The sequence below is a fragment of the Olsenella sp. kh2p3 genome (genome assembly GCA_900119625.1).
Classification (GTDB): domain Bacteria; phylum Actinomycetota; class Coriobacteriia; order Coriobacteriales; family Atopobiaceae; genus Tractidigestivibacter.
Genome location: FPKD01000001.1, coordinates 413941 through 431948 on the forward strand (window position 1 = coordinate 413941; position 18008 = coordinate 431948).

Here is an 18008-nt window from a genome sequence, read left to right on the forward strand (position 1 = left end):
TTGAGCAAACGAATTGTTGCATCCGCGTGTTACCGGGACTTTTCCGCCTCCTTGCCAGCCGTCTTCTTGCGGGAATATGGCGTCCCCTCAAGGGGAAGCTTGGTACGAAGCACACCATCGACCCGGTGATAGGCGTTCTGGATGGCGGGTGCCGTGGGAATGGTGGCAATCTCGCCAATGCCCTTGCCGCCGTATGCAACCGGGAGCAGGTGTTCCTTCTCGACGTAGATGGCATCGATGTGGGGAATCTGGTTGGCGCGGAGAAGCCCCAGGGTGCCAAAATGCGCCTGGGGGACGCAGTCCTTGAGCGGGAAGTCCTCGGTGAGCGCATAGCCCATGCTCATGAGGACGCCACCCTCGATCTGGCCCTGGATGGCGATGGGGTTCACGACCTTGCCCGAGTCGTGGGCAGCATAGACCTCGCTCACACGGCGATCCTTGTCGAGAATCACACAGGTGGTGGCGTAGCCGTAGCACACGTGGCTCTTGGGGTTGGGCTTGTCGGCACCCAGCTTGTCCGTGGGCTCGAAGTAGACGTAGCGGAACTCGTGGCCCTCGAGCGCAGCGAGCGCCGCAACCGGGTCTTGGGGCACCACGGCGTGGCCGGCCGTGAGATCACCCGGGTGGTTGTCCACGTAGGGGGTGTCATCGTCGTACTCGATGGTGGCGCCGTCTCCATGGGCGCACACGGGGGTCGCAGGAACCTCCTGGCCGCGCTCGACGGCAAGCATGGCGTCACGCAGCAGGAAGGCTGCGCCGCGCACGGCCTCGCCGGTGATGACAGTCTGACGCGAACCCGAGGTGGTGCCGGAGTCCGGCGCGGCCTCGGTGGAGCACTCGCCGTTCTCGATGGCAGACTTGGGAAGGCCTGTGGCCTCGGCAACGTCCTGCTGGAAGATGGTGTTGCAGCCCTGGCCAATGTCGGAGGTAGCCGAGTAGATTACGGCGCGGCCGCCCTCGACGCGAATGTTGGCGCGGCCGGCATCGGGCAGGCCCACGCCCACGCCGGAGTTCTTCATGGCACAGGCGAGACCGGCGTGGTCTGCGTTCTTCTCGTACACGTCCTTGACCGCAAGCAGGGTCTCCTTGAGGGCGGTAGAGCAGTCGGCAATCTGTCCGTTTGGCAGCGCCTCGCCGGGCTCGATGGCATTCCGGTAGCGAATCTCCCACGGTGAGATACCAACCTCGTCGGCGAGGAGGTCGATAAGGCACTCGAGGGCAAACTCGCTCTGGCAGACGCCAAAGCCGCGGAAGGCACCGGCGGGCGGGTTGTTGGTGTAGTAGCCGTAGCCGCGGATGTCGGTGTTCTGGTAGGTGTAGGGGCCAACGGCGTGGGTGCAGGCGCGCTCGAGCACCGGGCCGCAGAGGCTCGCGTAGGCGCCGGTGTCGAAGTTGATCTCGCAGTCCAGGCCGGTGAACTTGCCGTTCTCGTCGCAGCCCAGGGTGAAGGTGCCAAGCATGGCGTGGCGCTTGGGGTGGAAGTCGATGGACTCCTGGCGCGTGAAGTGGCACTTCACCGCACGCTTGAAGCGATAGGCGGCAAGTGCGGCAAGGTGCTGGGCAGAGACATCCTCCTTGCCGCCAAAGCCACCGCCCACGAGCATGGTCTGGACAACAACGCGCTCGGGGGTCTTGTCCCAGCCAAACATGTGGGCGACCTCCTTGCGCGTGTCGTAGGCGCCCTGGTCGGTCGAGAAGATCTTCACGCCGTCCTTGTATGGAATGGCAACGGCGCACTCCGGCTCGAGGAAGGCGTGCTCGGTGAAGGGGGTCTCGAAGGTGTGCGTGACCACGTGCGCCGAGTGCGCGAGGGCCTCCTTGGCGTTGCCGCGGGTGACGTGGCGGCTCTGGCAGACGTTGTCGTGCAGCTCAACGAGGTTGCCAAAGGCGTTGAAGCTCTTGTGGATGATGGGGGCATCGGGAGCCTTTGCCTCGGCGATGTTGCGCACGGGCTCGAGGGGCTCGTAGTCAACGCGAACGAGGCGCTTGGCACGCTCAAGGGTCTTGGTGTCCTCGGCAACAACCAGGCAGATGGCATCGCCCACAAACCGGGTGATGTCGCCCTCGGCGATAAAGACGTCCCAGTCCTGGATGAGGTGGCCAACCTGGTTCACCGGCACATCCTTGGCCGTAAGGACGCCTAGGACGCCAGGCAGGGCCTCTGCCTTGGATGCGTCGATCTTGAGGACGCGGGCGCGGGGGTACTTGGAGCGCACGGCAGACGCGTACGCCATGTCCGGGAAGTCGCGCTCGTCGAGGTCATCGGGATACTTGCCGTAGCCCAGGACCTTGCGACGCACGTCCACGCGGAAGGCGCGCTTGCCCACGCCGTAGTCATCGCCGCGCTCGAGGTCCTCGTCAATCTGCTTCTCGCCACGAAGGACGGCAGCGGCAAGCTGGATGCCCTCGATGATCTTCTTGTAGCCGGTGCAGCGGCACACGTTGCCGCGAATTGCCCACCTGACCTCTTCCTCGGTGGGGTTGGGGTTCTGACGCACCAGTGCGGCGCCGCTCATCACCATACCGGGAATGCAGAAGCCGCACTGCACGGCGCCCACGGCGCCAAAGGCGTAGACGAACGCCTCCTGCTCCTCGTGGGTGAGACCCTCAACGGTGAGGATGTGCTTGCCCTGGGCGAGCTTGGTGGTCATGACGCAGCCCTTGGTGGCAATGCCGTCGATGACCACGGTGCAGGTGCCACAGGCGCCCTCTGAGCAGCCATCCTTCACGGAGGTGAGATGCAGGTCATCGCGCAGGAAGCGTAGGAGCGACTTGTTCTCCTCGGTCGTGATCTCCTGACCGTTCACAAAGAAGCTGTAGGTTGCCATCTCTCCTCCTCCCTAGAGACTCTTGGCGATAATGCCAAACGCGTCGTGAATGACCCCGCGCGGGCACTTGGACGCGCACATACCGCAGGAGATGCAGTCGTCCTGGCTAATGACGGCAAGGTTATCGGTCACGTGGACCGCATCCGACGTGCAGGCGCGCTCGCAGGCACCACAGGCGATGCAGCTCACCTGGCACACCGCGCGTGCCGCAGAGCCAACCTCATGGTTTGAGCAGAGCACCTGGATGCGCTGGTGGCGCGGGACAATATCGATGATGTGCTGCTCGCACATGCGGGCGCACAGGCCGCAACCAATGCAGGCCTCGCGGTTCACATGCGCCACGCCGTTCTCGTTGAGTTCGATCGCGTGCATACGGCAGGCGGCGACGCATGAGCCGCAGCCGATACAACCCTCTGAGCAGCGGTCGGGCGCGGGTCCCCCTGCGCACCTCACAACCGCAACCATGTCTCTTTTACGTGCCATAACTCAGTCCCCCGTATGAGCTTCAGCGGGACGGCCGCACGGCCGCCCCGCCAGTGTGTCTTTCGAGGCGCGAGGCGCCTGGTCCCTACTGCCTTGCGAGCAGGTAGCCGTAGCTATCGCGCACGGCCACAATGGTCGCGCGTACTGCCTCGGGAAGGCCGCAGGTGGCGTCATCCACATCGTAGACCGCTGTGGTACCGTCGAGCCTCACGAGCATGCCACCCTCGACGGGAAGGAAGCCCTCGTTCTGGGAGTCGTCGAAGTCCTCCTTGCTCCAGAACAGCGTGAGCTTGTCGCGGTAGGGCCTACCCTCGGAGTACGGGCAGAACACGGCGCAGTTACCGCACTCGTTGCACATACCGTCCACGTGAACGATCTGGCGCTCGCGCATGCCGGGCACGCGGATGGCAACGTTGGCGCGGTTGGGGCAGACCTCGCAGCAGGTCTCGCACACGGTGGCGCAGCCAAGGCAGCGCGTGTGGACGAGCGACGCGACGTCAGCCTCGAGGGTGCCACGGGACGCGAGGGGCGTCTCGTAGCAGGGGTCGACGTTTGCCTCGCCCTTGGCGTCAAAGGAGGCCCCGGCAATGGCGGTAGTAACGGTCATGGCGTCGGCGATGGCCTTGACCACGGTAGCGGGCCCGCGACGAGCGTCGCCAGCGGCAAAGACGTGCGGCACGCTGGTCTCGAGGGAGTCCGAGACAACGGGGCGGCCCTTCTCGTCCAGCTCGCAGCCGGTTGCCTGATAGAGGCCCTGTTCGATGCGCTCGCCCACGGCTGTGATGACGGCGGTGGCGGGCACGCTTACGGTCTCGCCCGTAGGCTCGGGAGCGCGACGGCCAGAGGCATCAGGCGCGCCAAGGCGCATGACCTCGCAGGTCAGCGTGCCGTTGGCAAGGTCGCCCGGCGAGAGGAGCTCCATGAACTCCACGCCGTCCTCGAGCGCCATGACGAGCTCTTCCTCGTCGGCGGGCATGTAGCGGCGGGTGCGGCGGTAGACCAGGCGCACGTGCTCCACGCCGGGCACGCGCTTGGCGGCGCGGGCCACGTCCATGGCGGTGTTGCCGCCACCGATAACCACAACGTCAGACCCAAGCTTGCACTGGGCAGGATCCTCCTTGAAATCGCGTAGGAAGTCGATGGCGTCCAGCGCCTCGCCGCTGCGCAGGGCCGGACGACCCGGAGCCCAGGCGCCAATGGCCACCATGACGTCGGTGAAGCCCTGGTCGAGAAGGTCGCGCGCGTTGGTGACCTCGACGCCCGTCTTGAACGTAGCGCCGTATGCCGAGCAGAGCTCAACATCGTGATCGATGGCCTCATCGGAGATGCGGAAGCCGGGGATCACGTGACGGACGATGCCGCCAAGCTGGCCGGTACGCTCGAACACGGTAACGTCCACGCCGGCGCGCGAGAGGAACGATGCCGCAGCAAGGCCGGCAGGGCCGGCGCCCACAACGGCCACCTTGCGACCGGTCACGCTGCCGCGCACAGAGAGCGTGGGCAGGACCTCTGCCAGGCCCTTCTCGGCAGCCAGGAGCTTGAAGTCGCGGATGTGCACGTGCTCCTCGTAGTAGTTGCGCATGCAGGAGTTGCCGCAGGTGTGCGGGCAGATGGTGCCCGTGGTGAAGGGCAGGGCGTTGCGCTCGAGGATGATGTTGAGGGCGTCGGCATAGCGACCCTCCTCGCAGGCGCGAAGGTAGCCGGGGATGTCCTGCTCGATGGGGCAATCCTCGCGGCAGGGGGCCGTGAAGCAGTCAATGAGCGGCAGCTCGTGGCCCACGTGACGCTCGGGCGTAGGCTTGACGGGCTTGCGGTAGCGCGGGTTGGTGAGAGCGTCGTCCACGATGGCAGCAACCTTGGTGGGGTCAACGCCCGAGAATGGCTTCTCGTCGATGCCGGAGAGGGCCTCGTCAATCTGGCCAAGGTGCTGGTAGCCACCGGGCTTGAGGAGCGTGGTTGCCACGGTGACGGGCCAGATGCCCGCATCGACGAGCGAGCGAACGTTGAGGGCGTCCGCACCGCCGGAGAAGGAGATGCGCAGGCTGCCGTCGAACTCGTCGGCGATGCGCTTGGCAAGCGAGACGGTGAGCGGGTAGAGCGAACGGCCGGACATGTACATCTCGTTGCTGGGCAGCTCAGAGCGGGTGACGTCCACCGGGAAGGTGTTGGTGAGCTTGACGCCAAACTCGACGCCACGCTCCTTTGCCAGCGCGATGAGGCGGTTGAGCATGGGCACGGCATCGGCCCACTGCAGGTCCTCGTTGAAGTGATGCTCGTCGAAGACGATGTAGTCGAAGCCCAGCGAGTCGAGCGTCTTACGTGCGTACTCATAACCCAAAAGCGTGGGGTTGCACTTGATGTAGGTGTTCAGGCCCTTCTCGGTGATGAGGTGCGTCGCGATGCGCTCGATCTCGGCCGGCGGGCAGCCGTGGAGCGTGGACTCGGTGACGGAGCGGGAGACGCACGGCGAGATGGAGTCGACAAACGCGGCGTCAACGTGCTGGAAGCGGTCGAGGTTGGCCTTGGCCCACGCAATGGCCTCCTGGAAGACAGGGGTGTTGGAGGCGTCCTTCATGTTGTTGATGTAGGTGTCGACCTTCTCGCCCTTGATGCCCTCGAGGTCGTAGCCAACCGACATGTTGAAGACGAAGCCATCGGGGTCACCAAAGTCAAACTCCTGGGCAAGGAGCTTGCAGGCAACCCACGCCTTGACGTACTCGTCAAAGGCGCCGGGCACGGTGAGCTCGGTGGACCACTCGCAGTTGTAGCCCTCGTCGGCAGCAAGTATGCAGGGCTTGTTCACGCAGGCAGAGAGCTCGGCGCCGTCCATCTTCTGGACGGTCTTGAGCTCGAAGAAGCGAGCGCCGGTGACGTAGGCGGCAATGATGTTCTGCGCGAGCTGGGTGTTGGGGCCGGCAGCCGGGCCAACGGGCGACTCGACCTTCTCGCCAAAGATGGGACGGGCGTGGCCGCCGAGCTTGGCGAGACGAGACTCGCCAAAGATGGTTCCCTGGGTCTTCTTCTCGGTAAGGATCCAGTCCATGAGCTGGTCGAACGGGATGGGACGCATGATGTCGCTCATTGCGATTCCTCTCCAGAAACGCATTTCCGTGGGGACGTGAGGCGTGCGCGGCGCCACGGGATCCGCGCACGTCGTGGCAGTGGCGGCATTGGAGCGCCGCTGCCGGGAAGGTGCCTAGTACTCGCGGTCGTTGAGCTCTCCCCAGAGCTTCTTGGACTGGTCGAGCACAAAGGCATCAATCCTATCCTTGTCAATGTCCGTGAACTCACGGTCACGGTAGACCACGCGACCGTTCACGATGGTGGTACGGCAGTCGTGGCCCTCGACGCCAAAGAGGATGTGGCCGTCGATGTTCTCCGCGCCAATGGGCGTGGGCGCCGGATAGTCAAACACGGCGACGTCCGCGGCGGCACCGGGCGCAAGCACGCCCAGGGGCTTGCCCTGCGGCTTGGAGGCGAAGTACATGTTGGCTACCTCGGCGTTGTTCTTGAAGAGCATGGTCATGGCCTCGCCCCAGGCCACGTTGGGCAGCGCGGAGTTGAGGCGCTGCAGGGGCACGAAGGCCTTGAGGGACTGCAGCATGTCGTGGGTGTAGGCGTCGGTGCCCATGGTCACGGTGATGCCACGCTTGAAGAACTCGAGCACCGGGGCAGTGCCCACGGCGTTGTTGGCATTGGACTGCGGGTTGTTGACGATCTTGGTGTGGGTCTCGGCAACAACGTCCATGTCGGCGGGGGTGATGTGGATGCAGTGGCCGAGCATGGTCTTCTCGCCCAGGATTCCGTGGTCGAGGAGGCGGTGAATCGACGTGCAGCCGTGCTTCTGGGCCGAGTCGTAGACGTCGTTCATGCCCTCGCACACGTGGATGTGGAAGCCGGTGAGGCCATTGTTCGCCTCGACCATGCGGTCGAGCGCCTCGTCCGGCAACGTGAAGAGGGCATGCCCGCCAAACATGGCAGCAATCATATCGTCCTGCGTGGCCGCCCAGCGGGCGAAGTCGGCGTTCTCCTGGATGGATTGATCGAGCTTCTCCTTGCCGTCACGGTCAGAGACCTCATAGCACAGGCAGGCACGCATGCCCATCTCCTGCGCCACGTCCTTGATGGCAAAGAGGGAGCCGGGAATCTCGCGGAAGCTTGCGTGGTGATCGAAGATGGTGGTCACGCCATTGCGGAACGACTCCATCATGGTCACGTACGCGCAGGCACGCGTGCCATCGAGCGTGAGGTGACGGTCGATGTTCCACCACTGCTGCTCGAGGTTCTCGAGGAAGTTGGTGGGGTTGCAGCCCTTGATGGCAAGGCCGCGCGCCAGGCCGGAGTAGATGTGGGTGTGGCAGTTGATGAGACCGGGCATGATGAGGCCGCCATGGGCGTCAATGAGCTCGGCCTTGGGGTAGGCTGCGCTCATCTCGGCGCGAGTCCCAACGGCCACGATCTTGTCGTGGTCGATAACGACGGCACCATCCTCGATGAAGGGCATCTTGGGGTCCCTGGTTACGACCCGACCGTTTCCAACAAGTAGCATAGGACCTCTCCTCCTTGCTACATGCCGCAGATCAGCTACGGCCCAACCTGTGTTCGTCGCGGCCCTCTCATGCCGTGACGGCCGGGCGTTGCGCGAACGCGACTGCGCCGCATGGGCACCCGACTACCCAACTGCAAACGAAGTGCAGGTACGAGGTTCTTCCCCGTTGGCCTCTCCCTGCGAATGACCCCCTTGGCGAATCTTCGCACTACTTGTAATACAACCTAACAAATATTTTGCTTCAAAATGGCGTCTGGCTTGTCGCGGTCTGGAGAACATCGGCGTACGGTCGATTGCCGGTGTGGGCGGTAACGTTATATTTTTTGGAATATAACGTGTTACCCCGCGATTGGCGTCCTTGGAATCGTCTGGCTGAACACGGCTTCCAACTGGAGTTTATTCTCGTCTCCCGGGGCCATTCGAGAAATGCCGTTGGGCGGCGGAGCCATACCGTCCGCCCCATTGGCCACACCGCTCTCCTACGCCCAAGCAGAATAATCAACCAACCTAACAATTTGTTAGATTTCAGGTGCTAGTATTTGCTTGTCGTTGGTTTTCCCGTCCATCGTGACCGTACCCCGCAGCGCCACCCGTCGCACCACCAGGCGCGAGGCCGATAGGCGGACACGCCAGAAAGGGGTCGAGTAATCATGAAGCAGTCTGAGGTCGAGTTTCTCTCTCGCCTTGCGAAGGGCATCGCCGCTCAGTTTGGAAGCAACTGCGAGGTCGTCGTCCATGACCTGGAGTCTGATGACCCTGACAGCACCATCGTCGCAATAGAGAATGGCCAGGTCTCCGGCAGAAAGCTCGGGGACGGCCCATCCAACGTGGTGCTCAAGGCCCTGAGCTCTGATCCGGACAAGCTCCAGGATCACTTTGCCTACCACACGCGCACCGAGGACGGGCGCGAGCTGCGCTCGAGCACGGTCTTCTTCCGCGACGAGACGGGCAAGCCGGTAGCCATTTTCGCCATCAACTACGACTCCACGCCCATCATGGCGCTCCAGAACATGCTCAAGGACTTCACCTCGCTCGCCAGCCCCTCGACCGACGAGCCGGAGGTCATTCCCCACAACGTAAACGACCTTCTCGACGAGCTCATCGACCAGAGCGTACGCCTGGTGGGCAAGCCTGTTGCCCTCATGACCAGGGAGGACAAGGTCAAGGCGATAGGGTTCCTCAACAGCTCCGGCGCCTTCCTCATCACCAAGGCGGGACAGAAGGTCTGCAACTACTTTGGCATCTCGAAGTACACGCTCTACAGCTACATGGACGAGGCCAAGGAGCAGAAGAAGGAGGAGTAGGCGCATGTGCGAGAAGCGCCACACCGACGACGAGGCAACGCGGCTCACGTCACGGCTCGTGGGCATCGAGAGCACGGATCCCGGTGCCTTTGAGGAGCCCATCGAAGTATTTGTACACACATGGTTGCAGGGTCGTCGCATGCGCGCCGGCAGCCTTGCCGAATCCGTGCGGATCGAGGAGCTTGAGGCGCTGCCGGGACGCCGTTGCCTGCGAGCGCTCATTCCCGCAGAAGGGACGAGCGACGCCTCTGCCGGTCCTGCTGACCTCACCCTTCTCTGCCACATGGACACCGTGCGCGTGGGCGCCGGCTGGAGCGAGGACACGCCGGCCTTCTCGCCCGTTCTGCGCGATGGCGAGCTCTATGGCCGCGGCTCGTGCGACATGAAGGGCGGCCTGGCCTGCGCGCTTCTCGCCTTTTCGGATGCGCTTGACGAGGTTGGTCGGCGCGGGAGCCTGCCCGGGCGCTCGCTGGCGATTGTGTGCACCGTAGACGAGGAGGATGAGATGCGCGGCTCGGAGGCCGCCATCCGCGCCGGTTGGCTGGGTGCCACCGGATGGGTCCTCGACACCGAGCCCACCGACGGCCGTGCGCGCGGCTCGCACAAGGGACGCACCTGGTACGTCATCGACATGCACGGCGTTACCGCGCACGCCAGCACGCCCTGGCGCGGCGCAGACGCCATCGCCGCCCTGGCAGAGGTCGTCTGCCGGATCCGCGGATCTGTTGCGGCACTGCCCTCCCACCCCAAGCTTGGTCGCTCAACCGTCACGTTTGGGCAGATAAAAGGCGGCTACAGCCCCTACGTGGTGCCCGACGAGTGCCACGTGACCATCGACATGCGGCTGGTGCCGCCCACGGGCTCTTCGGATGCCGAGAAGATCGTGCGCGATGCCTGCGCCGCGGCAGAGGCAGCCGTGCCTGGCACCCATGCGGATGTGCGCTGCACCGGGAACAGGCCGCCCATCGAGCTTGACCCGGCGTCGCCGCTGCTTGCGGCCCTTGCGCGGGCAAGCGAGGAGGCCTGGGGCGAGACGCCGGCAACGGACGTCTTCACCGGCTACACCGACTCTGCCGTCGTGGCGGGTACCTGCGGGAACCCCACGTGCCTCTCGTACGGGCCGGGCAGTCTCGAAGTTGCCCACAAGCCCAACGAACACGTTCCTGTGGCAGACCTCGCGCGCGTCCGCGCGGTGCTCTCGCGGCTTGCCGCCAATACGCTGTGGGGCTAGCGGGCCCTTCTCGGCAACGGACCCCGTGGGCTGGCCGCACCCGCAACGCCCCTCTCCCGCGGCGCCCCTCTCCGCTCGCTGTCGGAGATTAGCTCCTTTTCTTAAAACGATTTCGCGACAACTGGGCAAATGCAGCGGCGGTTTAAGAAAAGGAGCTATTCTCTGCAAAAGGGGCGGTGCTGCCGCGGCCAGGCGGCCGACTCGCCCACAAAGGCGTTCTCCGGACTGTGGGAGACACTCTGCGGACGAGAAATCGGCTCTCGTAAATGCTACTTAACAAGTAGGGTATAAGGCCTCCAATGACCAGAGCCGCAAGGCGGCCATTCAAAGGAGAAACCCATGCTCAGACATGCAGCCAACGTCGTTAAGGGGTACCGCACGCAGGACGGCGCCGGGGTGAGCCTCGTGCGGGTACTGGGCGACCAGACCGCACGTGACTTTGACCCCTTCCTCATGTTGGACTCGTTCGACAGCACCAACCCGGACGACTACACCGCAGGATTCCCGCTCCACCCCCACCGCGGCATCGAGACCGTAAGCTACCTGCGCGAAGGCGCGATGCACCACCGAGACACCATGGGATTCGAGGACACCGTGACCTCGGGCGAGGTGCAGTGGATGTGCGCCGGCTCGGGCGTAGAGCACGAGGAGACCATCCCAGCCGCACGACGTCTGCTTGGCGTGCAGTTGTGGCTCAACCTCCCCGCCGCCGAGAAGATGACGCAGCCCACCTACCACGCCGTGAAGCGCGACGCCATCGAGTCCGTGCCGCTTGACGGCGCTGTGCTGCGACTGCTCGCCGGGCGTTATGTTGACGAGAATGGCAAGTCCCACCAGGGATTTGTTGGCAGCCACCTTCCACTTGACTACTACGAGCTCACCGTGGAGGCGGGCCACAGTGTCGAGATTCCCGTAGACGAGGACCGCTCGGTCCTGGCGTTCACGCTCGAGGGGCCCGCGCTCATCGGCGGCCTGCCGCTGGGCGAGAAGACCGCGGTCAAGCTTGTGGAAGGGGACTGCGTGGGCATCACCGCCACAGACGAGAAGCCCTCGGTGGTGCTGCTCATGAGCTCTGTTGCCCTGCGCGAGCCCATAGCATGGGGCGGGCCCATCGTGATGAACAGCACTGCCGAGCTGCGGCAAGCCTTCCGCGACCTCGACGAGGGGACGTTCATTAGGGAAGACGTCCGGAGCCTGTAAGTAGGCCCCTCTCGTCTCTGCCTCCCTCCCCCTCCGTTCTTTGGCGGTTATTGAGAAATGAGACCTGCGTTTGCCCAGTTGGCGAGCATCGCAATTCACAAATACCGATAAAGAAGGGGAGGGAGGAGAGGAGGGAAGGAAGGGCCGCCAAGGAGGCGGGCTATCGGCGCTCCGCGGCGCAGTCGGCGGGCCCGCCACGCAGGATGCGCAGCCCATGCGCGATGGGCCCAATCACCGCAGAGATGTTCTCGCACGCAGCCTTGGGGCTACCGGGCAAGTTCACCACGAGTGTGCCCCCAAGGATGCCCGCCGCCTCGCGCGAGAGGCAAGCGTGCGGCGTGATGGCCATCGAAGCGGTTCGCATGGCCTCCGGGATGCCGGGCGCCATGCGCTCGCACACGGCAGCGGTAGCCTCAGGCGTCACGTCTCGCGGCGAGAAGCCCGTACCACCCGTGGTGACAACGAGCGCCACATCCGCAGCAGCGGCCTCGCGGATGGCGGCCTCGATCTGCGGACGCTCGTCAGGCACCACGCTCGTAGAGACAACGCGGTAGCCCTTCTCGCCGAGAAGCTCCGCGAGCGCGGGGCCAGAGGCATCCTCGCGCTCGCCGCGCGAGCAGCGGTCACTCACGGTAATCACCGCCGCGGTGTAGGACTCACCTTCTGTGACCTGCGGCTTGTTTGTCTCACTGTGGCTCATGTCTCCTACTTTCCAAACGGGCACACGGGGAAGGTGCATGGCGAGCAGTGCAGGCACAGACCGCCCTCGCCCAACTGCACCAGGTCGCGGCGGCGTACCTCCACACCGGCAACAAGGCGAGGCAGCACCAGGTCGAAGACCGTGGCCGCGTTGTACATGACGCAACCCGGAAGCCCCACCACGGGCACCGTGCGGGCCTCGCCCTCCGCGTCCTTCTCGTCAAAGTAACCCACCAGGAGCATCGCGCCCGGCAGGACAGGCGCACCATAGGTCACGATGCGCGCACCGGCGCGCTTGATGGCTCCGGGTGTGTTGTCATCGGGGTCAACGCTCATGCCACCCGTGCACACAACCATGTCAACGCCAGCAGCGCGAGCATCGCTTATGGCCGCCACCAGGGCATCCATGTCGTCACCAGGCGTGGCATGCCAAGTGGTGGCAATGCCGTAGCGCGCGAGCTTGGCCTCGACCACGGGCGTAAAGCGGTCCTCGATGAGGCCCTTGGCCACCTCGGAGCCTGTGGCGATAATGGCCGCCGTCTTGAGGCGCCACGGCTCCACGCGCATGAGCGGCCCGTTCTTCTCGACGTCTGCCGCGTGCTCCGCCGCCTCGACCACGGACTCCTTCACCACGAGCGGAATCACGCGCGTGCCAGCCAGGTCGTCGCCCGCAGAAACGGCAAAGCCTCCCTTGCGGGTGGCCACCATGACCTCCTCGCAGTCGTTCACGGCAACAAGGCGCTCGGAATCGACGAGAAACACGCCGTCATGCTCCGCCTTGATGCCGATCTTGCCCTCGCGGGGCTCGCCGGCGGCAACGCAGCCCGGCCCAAGGCAGAGTGCCGCCAGGCGCCGCGCTGCGTCATCCTCGTGCAGCATGCCAGGGCCGGCCTCCCACACGTAGAGGTGCTCCTTGCCCATCGAGAGCAGCACGGGCACGTCCTCGGCAGTGACCACGTGCCCCTTCTTGAAGCGCGGTCCCTTAAAGCGCGGCGACCCCTTGCCGTCGCCAGGCAGAATCTGCGTCATGTCGTGGCACAGAACGTGCCCGATGGCGTCCTCGGTTCTCACAAGCTTCATGCCAGTTCGTCCTCCCCCATCACACGAACCTCGTCACCGGCGTGCACGATGCCACCGTGCGTCACCACACAAAAGATGCCATCGGTGGGCATGACGCACATGCCGGTAAGACGGCGAATCTCGCAGTCGTTGTGGCAGGTCTTGCCAATCTGCGTCACGACCATCCGCGCGGGGCCCACGGCCACGGTGGTGCCCACGGGCAGACTCTTCACGTCAATCCCGCGCGTGAGCACGTTCTCGGCAAAGTCGCCGGGCGCAAGGTCGATGCCCTTTGCGCGCATGAGATCCACGGACTCGTTTGCCAGCAGGCTCACCTGGCGGTGCCAGGTGCCGGCGTGGGCGTCGCCCGCAATGCCCTTGCCCACCACGAGCTCGATGGAGTCGACGGGGTGCTTGCGCGTGCCCTTCTTCTCCGAGATGCAGGTGGCGACAACGGTGCCGTGCGGCAGCTCCGACGCGGCGGGCGCCGCAGCCGCAGACGCATCCAGCGGCGCCGTGGGGTCGTCCCCCTCGACGCGCACGAAGTGCCCGGACTTGCCGCCGTCCTTCTCGAGCAGGCGCACCTCGGTGATCGCCATGTCACGCTGGTGGGCCTTGCACATGTCGTAGATGGTGAGGGCGGCAACGGACGCCGCCGTGAGCGCCTCCATCTCGACGCCCGTCTCGCCGCAGCAGCGCGTGGTTGCCGTAAACGCTATGCCGTCCTCCTCGTACGCAAACGAGACGTCAACGCCCGTGAGCTGCACGGGATGGCACATGGGCACCAGCTCCCAGCAGCGCTTGGCGGCCATGATGCCCGCAACCTGTGCCACGGCTAGCACGTCTCCCTTGCGCATGCCACCCGTGCGCACAAGCTCCAGCGTGTCCGGACGCATGAGGACCTTGCCGGCGGCACGCGCAACTCGCTGGGTCTTGGGCTTCTCGGACACGTCCACCATGCGGGCGCGACCTTCCTCGTTGAAATGCGTGAGCCCCATGGCTCATCCCCCTATCTCGTTCATGGCGCGCAGCGAATCGCTTGCGCGCCCGTCATCCATCCTGTGCCCGCGCGGCTTTGCCGCAATGCCCGCGCGCATGGCATCGACCAGCTCTTGGCCGACAAGGCCGCGCAGGTTGACCTCAGTTGCGGAGTGCAGGCAGGGCTTGAGACGCCCGTCCGCCGTCACGCGTATGCGATCGCAGCTGCCGCAGAACCGGTGGGTCATGGGCCGGATGAGACCCACGTTGCCCTTCCAGCCCGACGCGTGGTAGAGCTCCGAGACGCCCTGGCCGCCCACCGGCGCAAGCTCCGGCACGGCCGAGAGGACCTCGTCTGCCGAGACAAAGCGTCCCTTGGGCCAGCCGGCGCACTCCCCCATGCGCATGAGCTCGATGAAGCGCACGGTGAGATCGCGGTCGCGCGCAAGCTCGGCCAGCGGTCGCAGCTCATCGTCATTCACACCGCCGACAAGCACGCAGTTGACCTTGGTGTTAGTGAAGCCTGCGGCGTGGGCCGCCTCGAGGCCGGCAAGCGCGTCCGCAAGCGTGCCGCGCCGCGTGATGGCCTCGTAGCGCGCGGCATCGAGCGTGTCCAGGCTCACGTTAAGGCGCGTGAGCCCCGCGGCACGCAGATCTCCAGCAATGGGCGCGAGCAGCGTGGCGTTGGTAGTCATGTCCACCTCGTCGATGCCCGGCACAGAGGCAACCATGCCCACAAGGTCAACAATGCCGCGCCTCACCAGGGGCTCCCCACCCGTAAGACGCACCTTGCGCACTCCCAGTGACGCAGCTGCAGCCACAATGTCGCGCATCTCCTCAAAGGAGAGGATGTCTGCGTGCGAGAGCATGGGCACGCCATTCTCGGGCATGCAGTAGACGCAGCGGCAGTTGCAGCGGTCGGTCACCGAGAGGCGCAGGTAGCGTATGTCGCGGCCGTAATCGTCACGCACGAGGCGCGCCTCCCTTCCCTGTGTTGTCCAAAGTAATTGCGTCAGGCGTTTCGCCGTTACCCGCCGAGACAAGCGGCATGACCGTCTGGGGCGGCGCCACAAGCACCAGCTGCGCGGGATTGCCAAGCGCAGCCCAGGCATCCTTCTCGCACTCGTAGCGAAGTGAGGCGCCACCGGGCGTGCGGGCCATCACGATCGTCGAGAACGTCGAGTCTATCACCCGCTCAACGGTGCAGGGAATCGCATTCCCGCCAGCGGCGCTCGCAGCGCCGTCGTCTGCCGAATGCGCCTGGAAGTAGTGCGCGCGTATGCCCACGTGCGTAACGCCCTCGGGCACGGGAAGCGACGTCTCCAGCGTGACGCCCCAATCGTCGCACAAAAGCAGGCCGGGGCCCGCCACCCGCGCTCGGCTCACGTTCTTGCAGCCGCTGATGAGGGCCGCCGCCAGCGTGGCCGGCGCGGCAAAGAGCTCACGCACGCCCACCTTGGCGTCCGAGCGGCCGCGGTCGAGCACGCAGACCGTATCGCACATGCGGTAGACCTCGTCGCGGTTGTGCGAAACGTAGACCGCCCCACCGGGAAACCCGCGCAGGACATCCGTTAGCTCGAGCTCCAGCTGCCAGCGCAGGTACCCATCGAGCGCCGAGAAGGGCTCGTCAAGCAGGATGAGCTCTGGGTCGCTCGCGAGGATGCGCGCCATGGCGCAGCGCTGCTGCTGGCCGCCGGAGAGCTGGGCGGGCTTACGGTGCTCGAGGCCCTCCAGGCGCATGGCGGCAATCTCCTTTGCCGCACGCGCCGAGCGCTCCTCACGCGTGGCGCCAGCCGCCCCGGCGCGCACATTCTGCTCGACGGTCATGGTGGGAAAGAGCGCATAGCTCTGGAAGAGGTAGCCCACGCGGCGCTGCTGTGGCGGTAGGTCTACGTGCGCGCCGGAATCGAAGAGCGTGCGTCCGCCCAGCACGATGCGCCCCGAGTCAGGGCGCTCGATGCCGGCGATGCACTTGAGCGTCATGGACTTGCCGCAGCCCGATGGGCCGAGCAGCGCCATGATCTCATCTGGACGCTCGATGGCAAACGAGACGTCAAGCGAGAAGGAGCCGAGCCGCTTGGTAATGTCGACCTCGAGCGTCGTCATGCGACCGCCCCCTTCGCGCGGGCGGAGCGCGAGCGCGCCTCGAGCATGTTCATGGCGAGAAGCACCACGGCGCTTATCGCCAGGTTCACGAGGACCCACTGGAACGCCAGGCCATTCTCGCCGGTACGCCAGAGCTGGTAGACCGTCGTGGAGACGGTAGCGGTAGAGCCCGGGGTATAACCCGCAACCATCGAGGTGGCGCCATACTCGCCCAGCGCCCGCGCGAAGGCCAGGACCGAGCCCGCGATGATGCCCTGGCGGCAGGCCGGCATCTTGACGCGCCAGAACACCCAGGCGTTGGACTTTCCCAGCGTGCGTCCAGCGTCTGCCAAGCTCTGGTCAAAGCCCTCGAACGCACCGCGCGCCGTACGGTACATGAGCGGGAAGCTCACCACCACGGTGGCAAAGATGGCCGAGTACCAGGTCATGGTGAGCTTCACGCCAAAGGTAGCCAGCACCCATGAGCCGATGGGGCGCCTGGGCCCGAGGAGCACCAGCAGGAGGTAGCCCACGACGGTGGGCGGCAGCACCAGTGGCAGCGTGAGCACCACGTCGAGGATGCCCTTCACCACCCGGGGCGCCCGCGCCACCACGTCCGCGAGCCAGATGCCGAGAAGGTAGACAACCGCCGTGGAGATGGCGGCTATTCTCAGCGAGTTGAGAAGCGGATACCAGTCCATGCCGCGCTACGCCTCGGCGAGCGGCGTGAAGCCGACCTTCTCGAAGCAGTCACCGGCATCCTTGGTCTTGAGGAAGCCAAGGAAGGATGCGGCGAGCTCGGGCTGGAGGGCATTCTTGGTGGTCGCAGCCGGGTAGACCACGCGACCGCACATCTCCTCCGTTGCCTCGTCCACCATGGTGAGGTTTGCCGACGTGGCGTCGGTCTTGTAGATGACTCCGCAGTCGACGGCCGCCTCGGTTACCTGCGAGGTGACCTCCTTCACATTGGTGCCGTAGGTGATGCAGCCAGCGTTGGCAAGCTCGGTCTCGTCGAGGTTGTAGTAGGCGAGGATCTTCTGGGTGTACTGGCCCACGGGCACGTCGGAGTTGCCCATCCCCAGCAGGATGTCGTGGGCCTGGAGCTTATTGGCCATGTCATCGAAGCCCTGGACGGCCTTGGGGTTGCCGTCGGGCACGCAAAGCGTGACCTTGTTCTCGAGGATGTCAAAGCGCGTATCGTGGTTGATGAAGTCAAGACCTTCGTCGTTGCCGGAGGTGGCGTTGGCATCAAGCTGGTTCATCTGCTTCTGGCCGGCGGAGATGAAGACGTCGCAGTCTGCCCCCTCCTGGATCTGTGTCTTGAGAGTGCCCGAAGAGTCGAAGTTGAAGCTGATGTCCACGCCGTCATTGGCTGCTTTGAAGAGGTCGCCCGCCTCGGTGAGCGACTCGGTGAGCGATGCGGCCGCAAAGACGACGAGCGTCTTTGTCTCTGCCGCGGACGCGGTGTCTGCCGCCGTCGAGTCTGCGGACTGGGACTGCGTGCCTCCGCACGCCACCAATCCAAGGCCTGCCGCGGCTACTGCCGCCAACGCAAACGAACGCCTGGTGATGCTGGTGCCTGCCATGGTGCC

Annotated in this window: 14 protein-coding genes; 3 read left to right on the top strand and 11 right to left on the bottom strand. The window is 65.1% G+C overall.

Going from position 1 to position 18008, the window contains the following annotated elements; genetic code table 11:
• Nucleotides 1-29 precede the first annotated feature (29 nt).
• The 4 genes from xdh to ssnA all read right to left on the bottom strand — a co-directional run bounded on the left by xdh (nt 30) and on the right by ssnA (nt 7860).
• Nucleotides 30-2828 (bottom strand): selenium-dependent xanthine dehydrogenase, encoded by a 2799-nt coding sequence (gene xdh / locus BT122_RS01830; protein ID WP_072354354.1) that lies wholly within the window; start codon nt 2826-2828, stop codon nt 30-32.
• 12 nt (nt 2829-2840) lie between these two features.
• A complete protein-coding gene (locus BT122_RS01835; RefSeq protein WP_072354355.1) occupies nt 2841-3311 on the bottom strand; it encodes a 4Fe-4S binding protein in 471 nt (156 codons plus the stop codon).
• Between the two features lie 85 nt (nt 3312-3396).
• The gene (gene ygfK, locus BT122_RS01840; RefSeq protein ID WP_072354356.1) at nt 3397-6393 is read right to left on the bottom strand and encodes a putative selenate reductase subunit YgfK; all 2997 of its coding nucleotides are present in this window, start codon (nt 6391-6393) and stop codon (nt 3397-3399) included.
• A gap of 114 nt (nt 6394-6507) precedes the next feature.
• Nucleotides 6508-7860, bottom strand: a complete 1353-nt coding sequence (ssnA, locus tag BT122_RS01845) for a putative aminohydrolase SsnA (protein WP_072354357.1) — start codon at nt 7858-7860, stop codon at nt 6508-6510.
• A gap of 650 nt (nt 7861-8510) precedes the next feature.
• Between ssnA and BT122_RS01850 the strand changes: the two genes are divergently transcribed.
• From BT122_RS01850 to BT122_RS01860, 3 genes are all read left to right on the top strand, one after another.
• Nucleotides 8511-9164, top strand: a complete 654-nt coding sequence (locus BT122_RS01850) for a helix-turn-helix transcriptional regulator (RefSeq protein ID WP_177242180.1) — start codon at nt 8511-8513, stop codon at nt 9162-9164.
• A 4-nt stretch (nt 9165-9168) separates the two neighbouring features.
• Nucleotides 9169-10395, top strand: coding sequence for a M20 family metallopeptidase (locus BT122_RS01855; protein WP_072354359.1), 1227 nt, complete (start codon nt 9169-9171; stop codon nt 10393-10395).
• 339 nt (nt 10396-10734) lie between these two features.
• Complete coding sequence (locus BT122_RS01860; RefSeq protein ID WP_072354360.1) at nt 10735-11595, top strand: pirin family protein; 861 nt, start codon at nt 10735-10737, stop codon at nt 11593-11595.
• 160 nt (nt 11596-11755) lie between these two features.
• Here the strand turns inward: BT122_RS01860 and BT122_RS01865 are convergent, their stop codons facing one another.
• From BT122_RS01865 to modA, 7 genes are read right to left on the bottom strand one after another with little or no spacing between them, the layout of a single operon-like run.
• A complete protein-coding gene (locus tag BT122_RS01865; RefSeq protein WP_072354361.1) occupies nt 11756-12295 on the bottom strand; it encodes a MogA/MoaB family molybdenum cofactor biosynthesis protein in 540 nt (179 codons plus the stop codon).
• 5 nt (nt 12296-12300) lie between these two features.
• Nucleotides 12301-13374: a molybdopterin-binding protein gene (locus BT122_RS01870; RefSeq protein WP_072354362.1), complete on the bottom strand. Its 1074-nt coding sequence runs from the start codon at nt 13372-13374 to the stop codon at nt 12301-12303.
• Nucleotides 13371-14351: a cyclic pyranopterin monophosphate synthase MoaC gene (gene moaC / locus BT122_RS11215; protein WP_072354363.1), complete on the bottom strand. Its 981-nt coding sequence runs from the start codon at nt 14349-14351 to the stop codon at nt 13371-13373. The genes BT122_RS01870 and moaC overlap by 4 nt, the downstream gene beginning before the upstream one ends.
• Before the next feature lie 3 nt (nt 14352-14354).
• A complete protein-coding gene (gene moaA, locus BT122_RS01880) occupies nt 14355-15302 on the bottom strand; it encodes a GTP 3',8-cyclase MoaA (protein ID WP_072354364.1) in 948 nt (315 codons plus the stop codon).
• Nucleotides 15295-16437, bottom strand: a complete 1143-nt coding sequence (locus BT122_RS01885) for a sulfate/molybdate ABC transporter ATP-binding protein (protein WP_072354365.1) — start codon at nt 16435-16437, stop codon at nt 15295-15297. Before BT122_RS01885 ends, moaA begins: the two co-directional genes overlap by 8 nt.
• Nucleotides 16434-17117, bottom strand: coding sequence for a molybdate ABC transporter permease subunit (gene modB / locus BT122_RS01890; RefSeq protein WP_072354366.1), 684 nt, complete (start codon nt 17115-17117; stop codon nt 16434-16436). Before modB ends, BT122_RS01885 begins: the two co-directional genes overlap by 4 nt.
• Before the next feature lie 6 nt (nt 17118-17123).
• Nucleotides 17124-18002: a molybdate ABC transporter substrate-binding protein gene (modA, locus tag BT122_RS01895; RefSeq protein WP_072354367.1), complete on the bottom strand. Its 879-nt coding sequence runs from the start codon at nt 18000-18002 to the stop codon at nt 17124-17126.
• Nucleotides 18003-18008: the final 6 nt, after the last annotated feature.

Bases quoted from the DNA above. Each gene is read 5' to 3' on its own strand.
- ygfK (WP_072354356.1), bottom strand. From the start codon at position 6,393: ATGAGCGACATCATGCGTCCCATCCCGTTCGACCAGCTCATGGACTGG.
- BT122_RS01870 (WP_072354362.1), bottom strand. From the start codon at position 13,374: ATGAAGCTTGTGAGAACCGAGGACGCCATCGGGCACGTTCTGTGCCAC.
- modA (WP_072354367.1), bottom strand. From the start codon at position 18,002: ATGGCAGGCACCAGCATCACCAGGCGTTCGTTTGCGTTGGCGGCAGTA.
- BT122_RS01885 (WP_072354365.1), bottom strand. From the start codon at position 16,437: ATGACGACGCTCGAGGTCGACATTACCAAGCGGCTCGGCTCCTTCTCG.
- xdh (WP_072354354.1), bottom strand. From the start codon at position 2,828: ATGGCAACCTACAGCTTCTTTGTGAACGGTCAGGAGATCACGACCGAG.
- modB (WP_072354366.1), bottom strand. From the start codon at position 17,117: ATGGACTGGTATCCGCTTCTCAACTCGCTGAGAATAGCCGCCATCTCC.
- BT122_RS01855 (WP_072354359.1), top strand. From the start codon at position 9,169: ATGTGCGAGAAGCGCCACACCGACGACGAGGCAACGCGGCTCACGTCA.
- BT122_RS01850 (WP_177242180.1), top strand. From the start codon at position 8,511: ATGAAGCAGTCTGAGGTCGAGTTTCTCTCTCGCCTTGCGAAGGGCATC.
- moaC (WP_072354363.1), bottom strand. From the start codon at position 14,351: ATGGGGCTCACGCATTTCAACGAGGAAGGTCGCGCCCGCATGGTGGAC.
- BT122_RS01860 (WP_072354360.1), top strand. From the start codon at position 10,735: ATGCTCAGACATGCAGCCAACGTCGTTAAGGGGTACCGCACGCAGGAC.
- BT122_RS01865 (WP_072354361.1), bottom strand. From the start codon at position 12,295: ATGAGCCACAGTGAGACAAACAAGCCGCAGGTCACAGAAGGTGAGTCC.
- ssnA (WP_072354357.1), bottom strand. From the start codon at position 7,860: ATGCTACTTGTTGGAAACGGTCGGGTCGTAACCAGGGACCCCAAGATG.
- BT122_RS01835 (WP_072354355.1), bottom strand. From the start codon at position 3,311: ATGGCACGTAAAAGAGACATGGTTGCGGTTGTGAGGTGCGCAGGGGGA.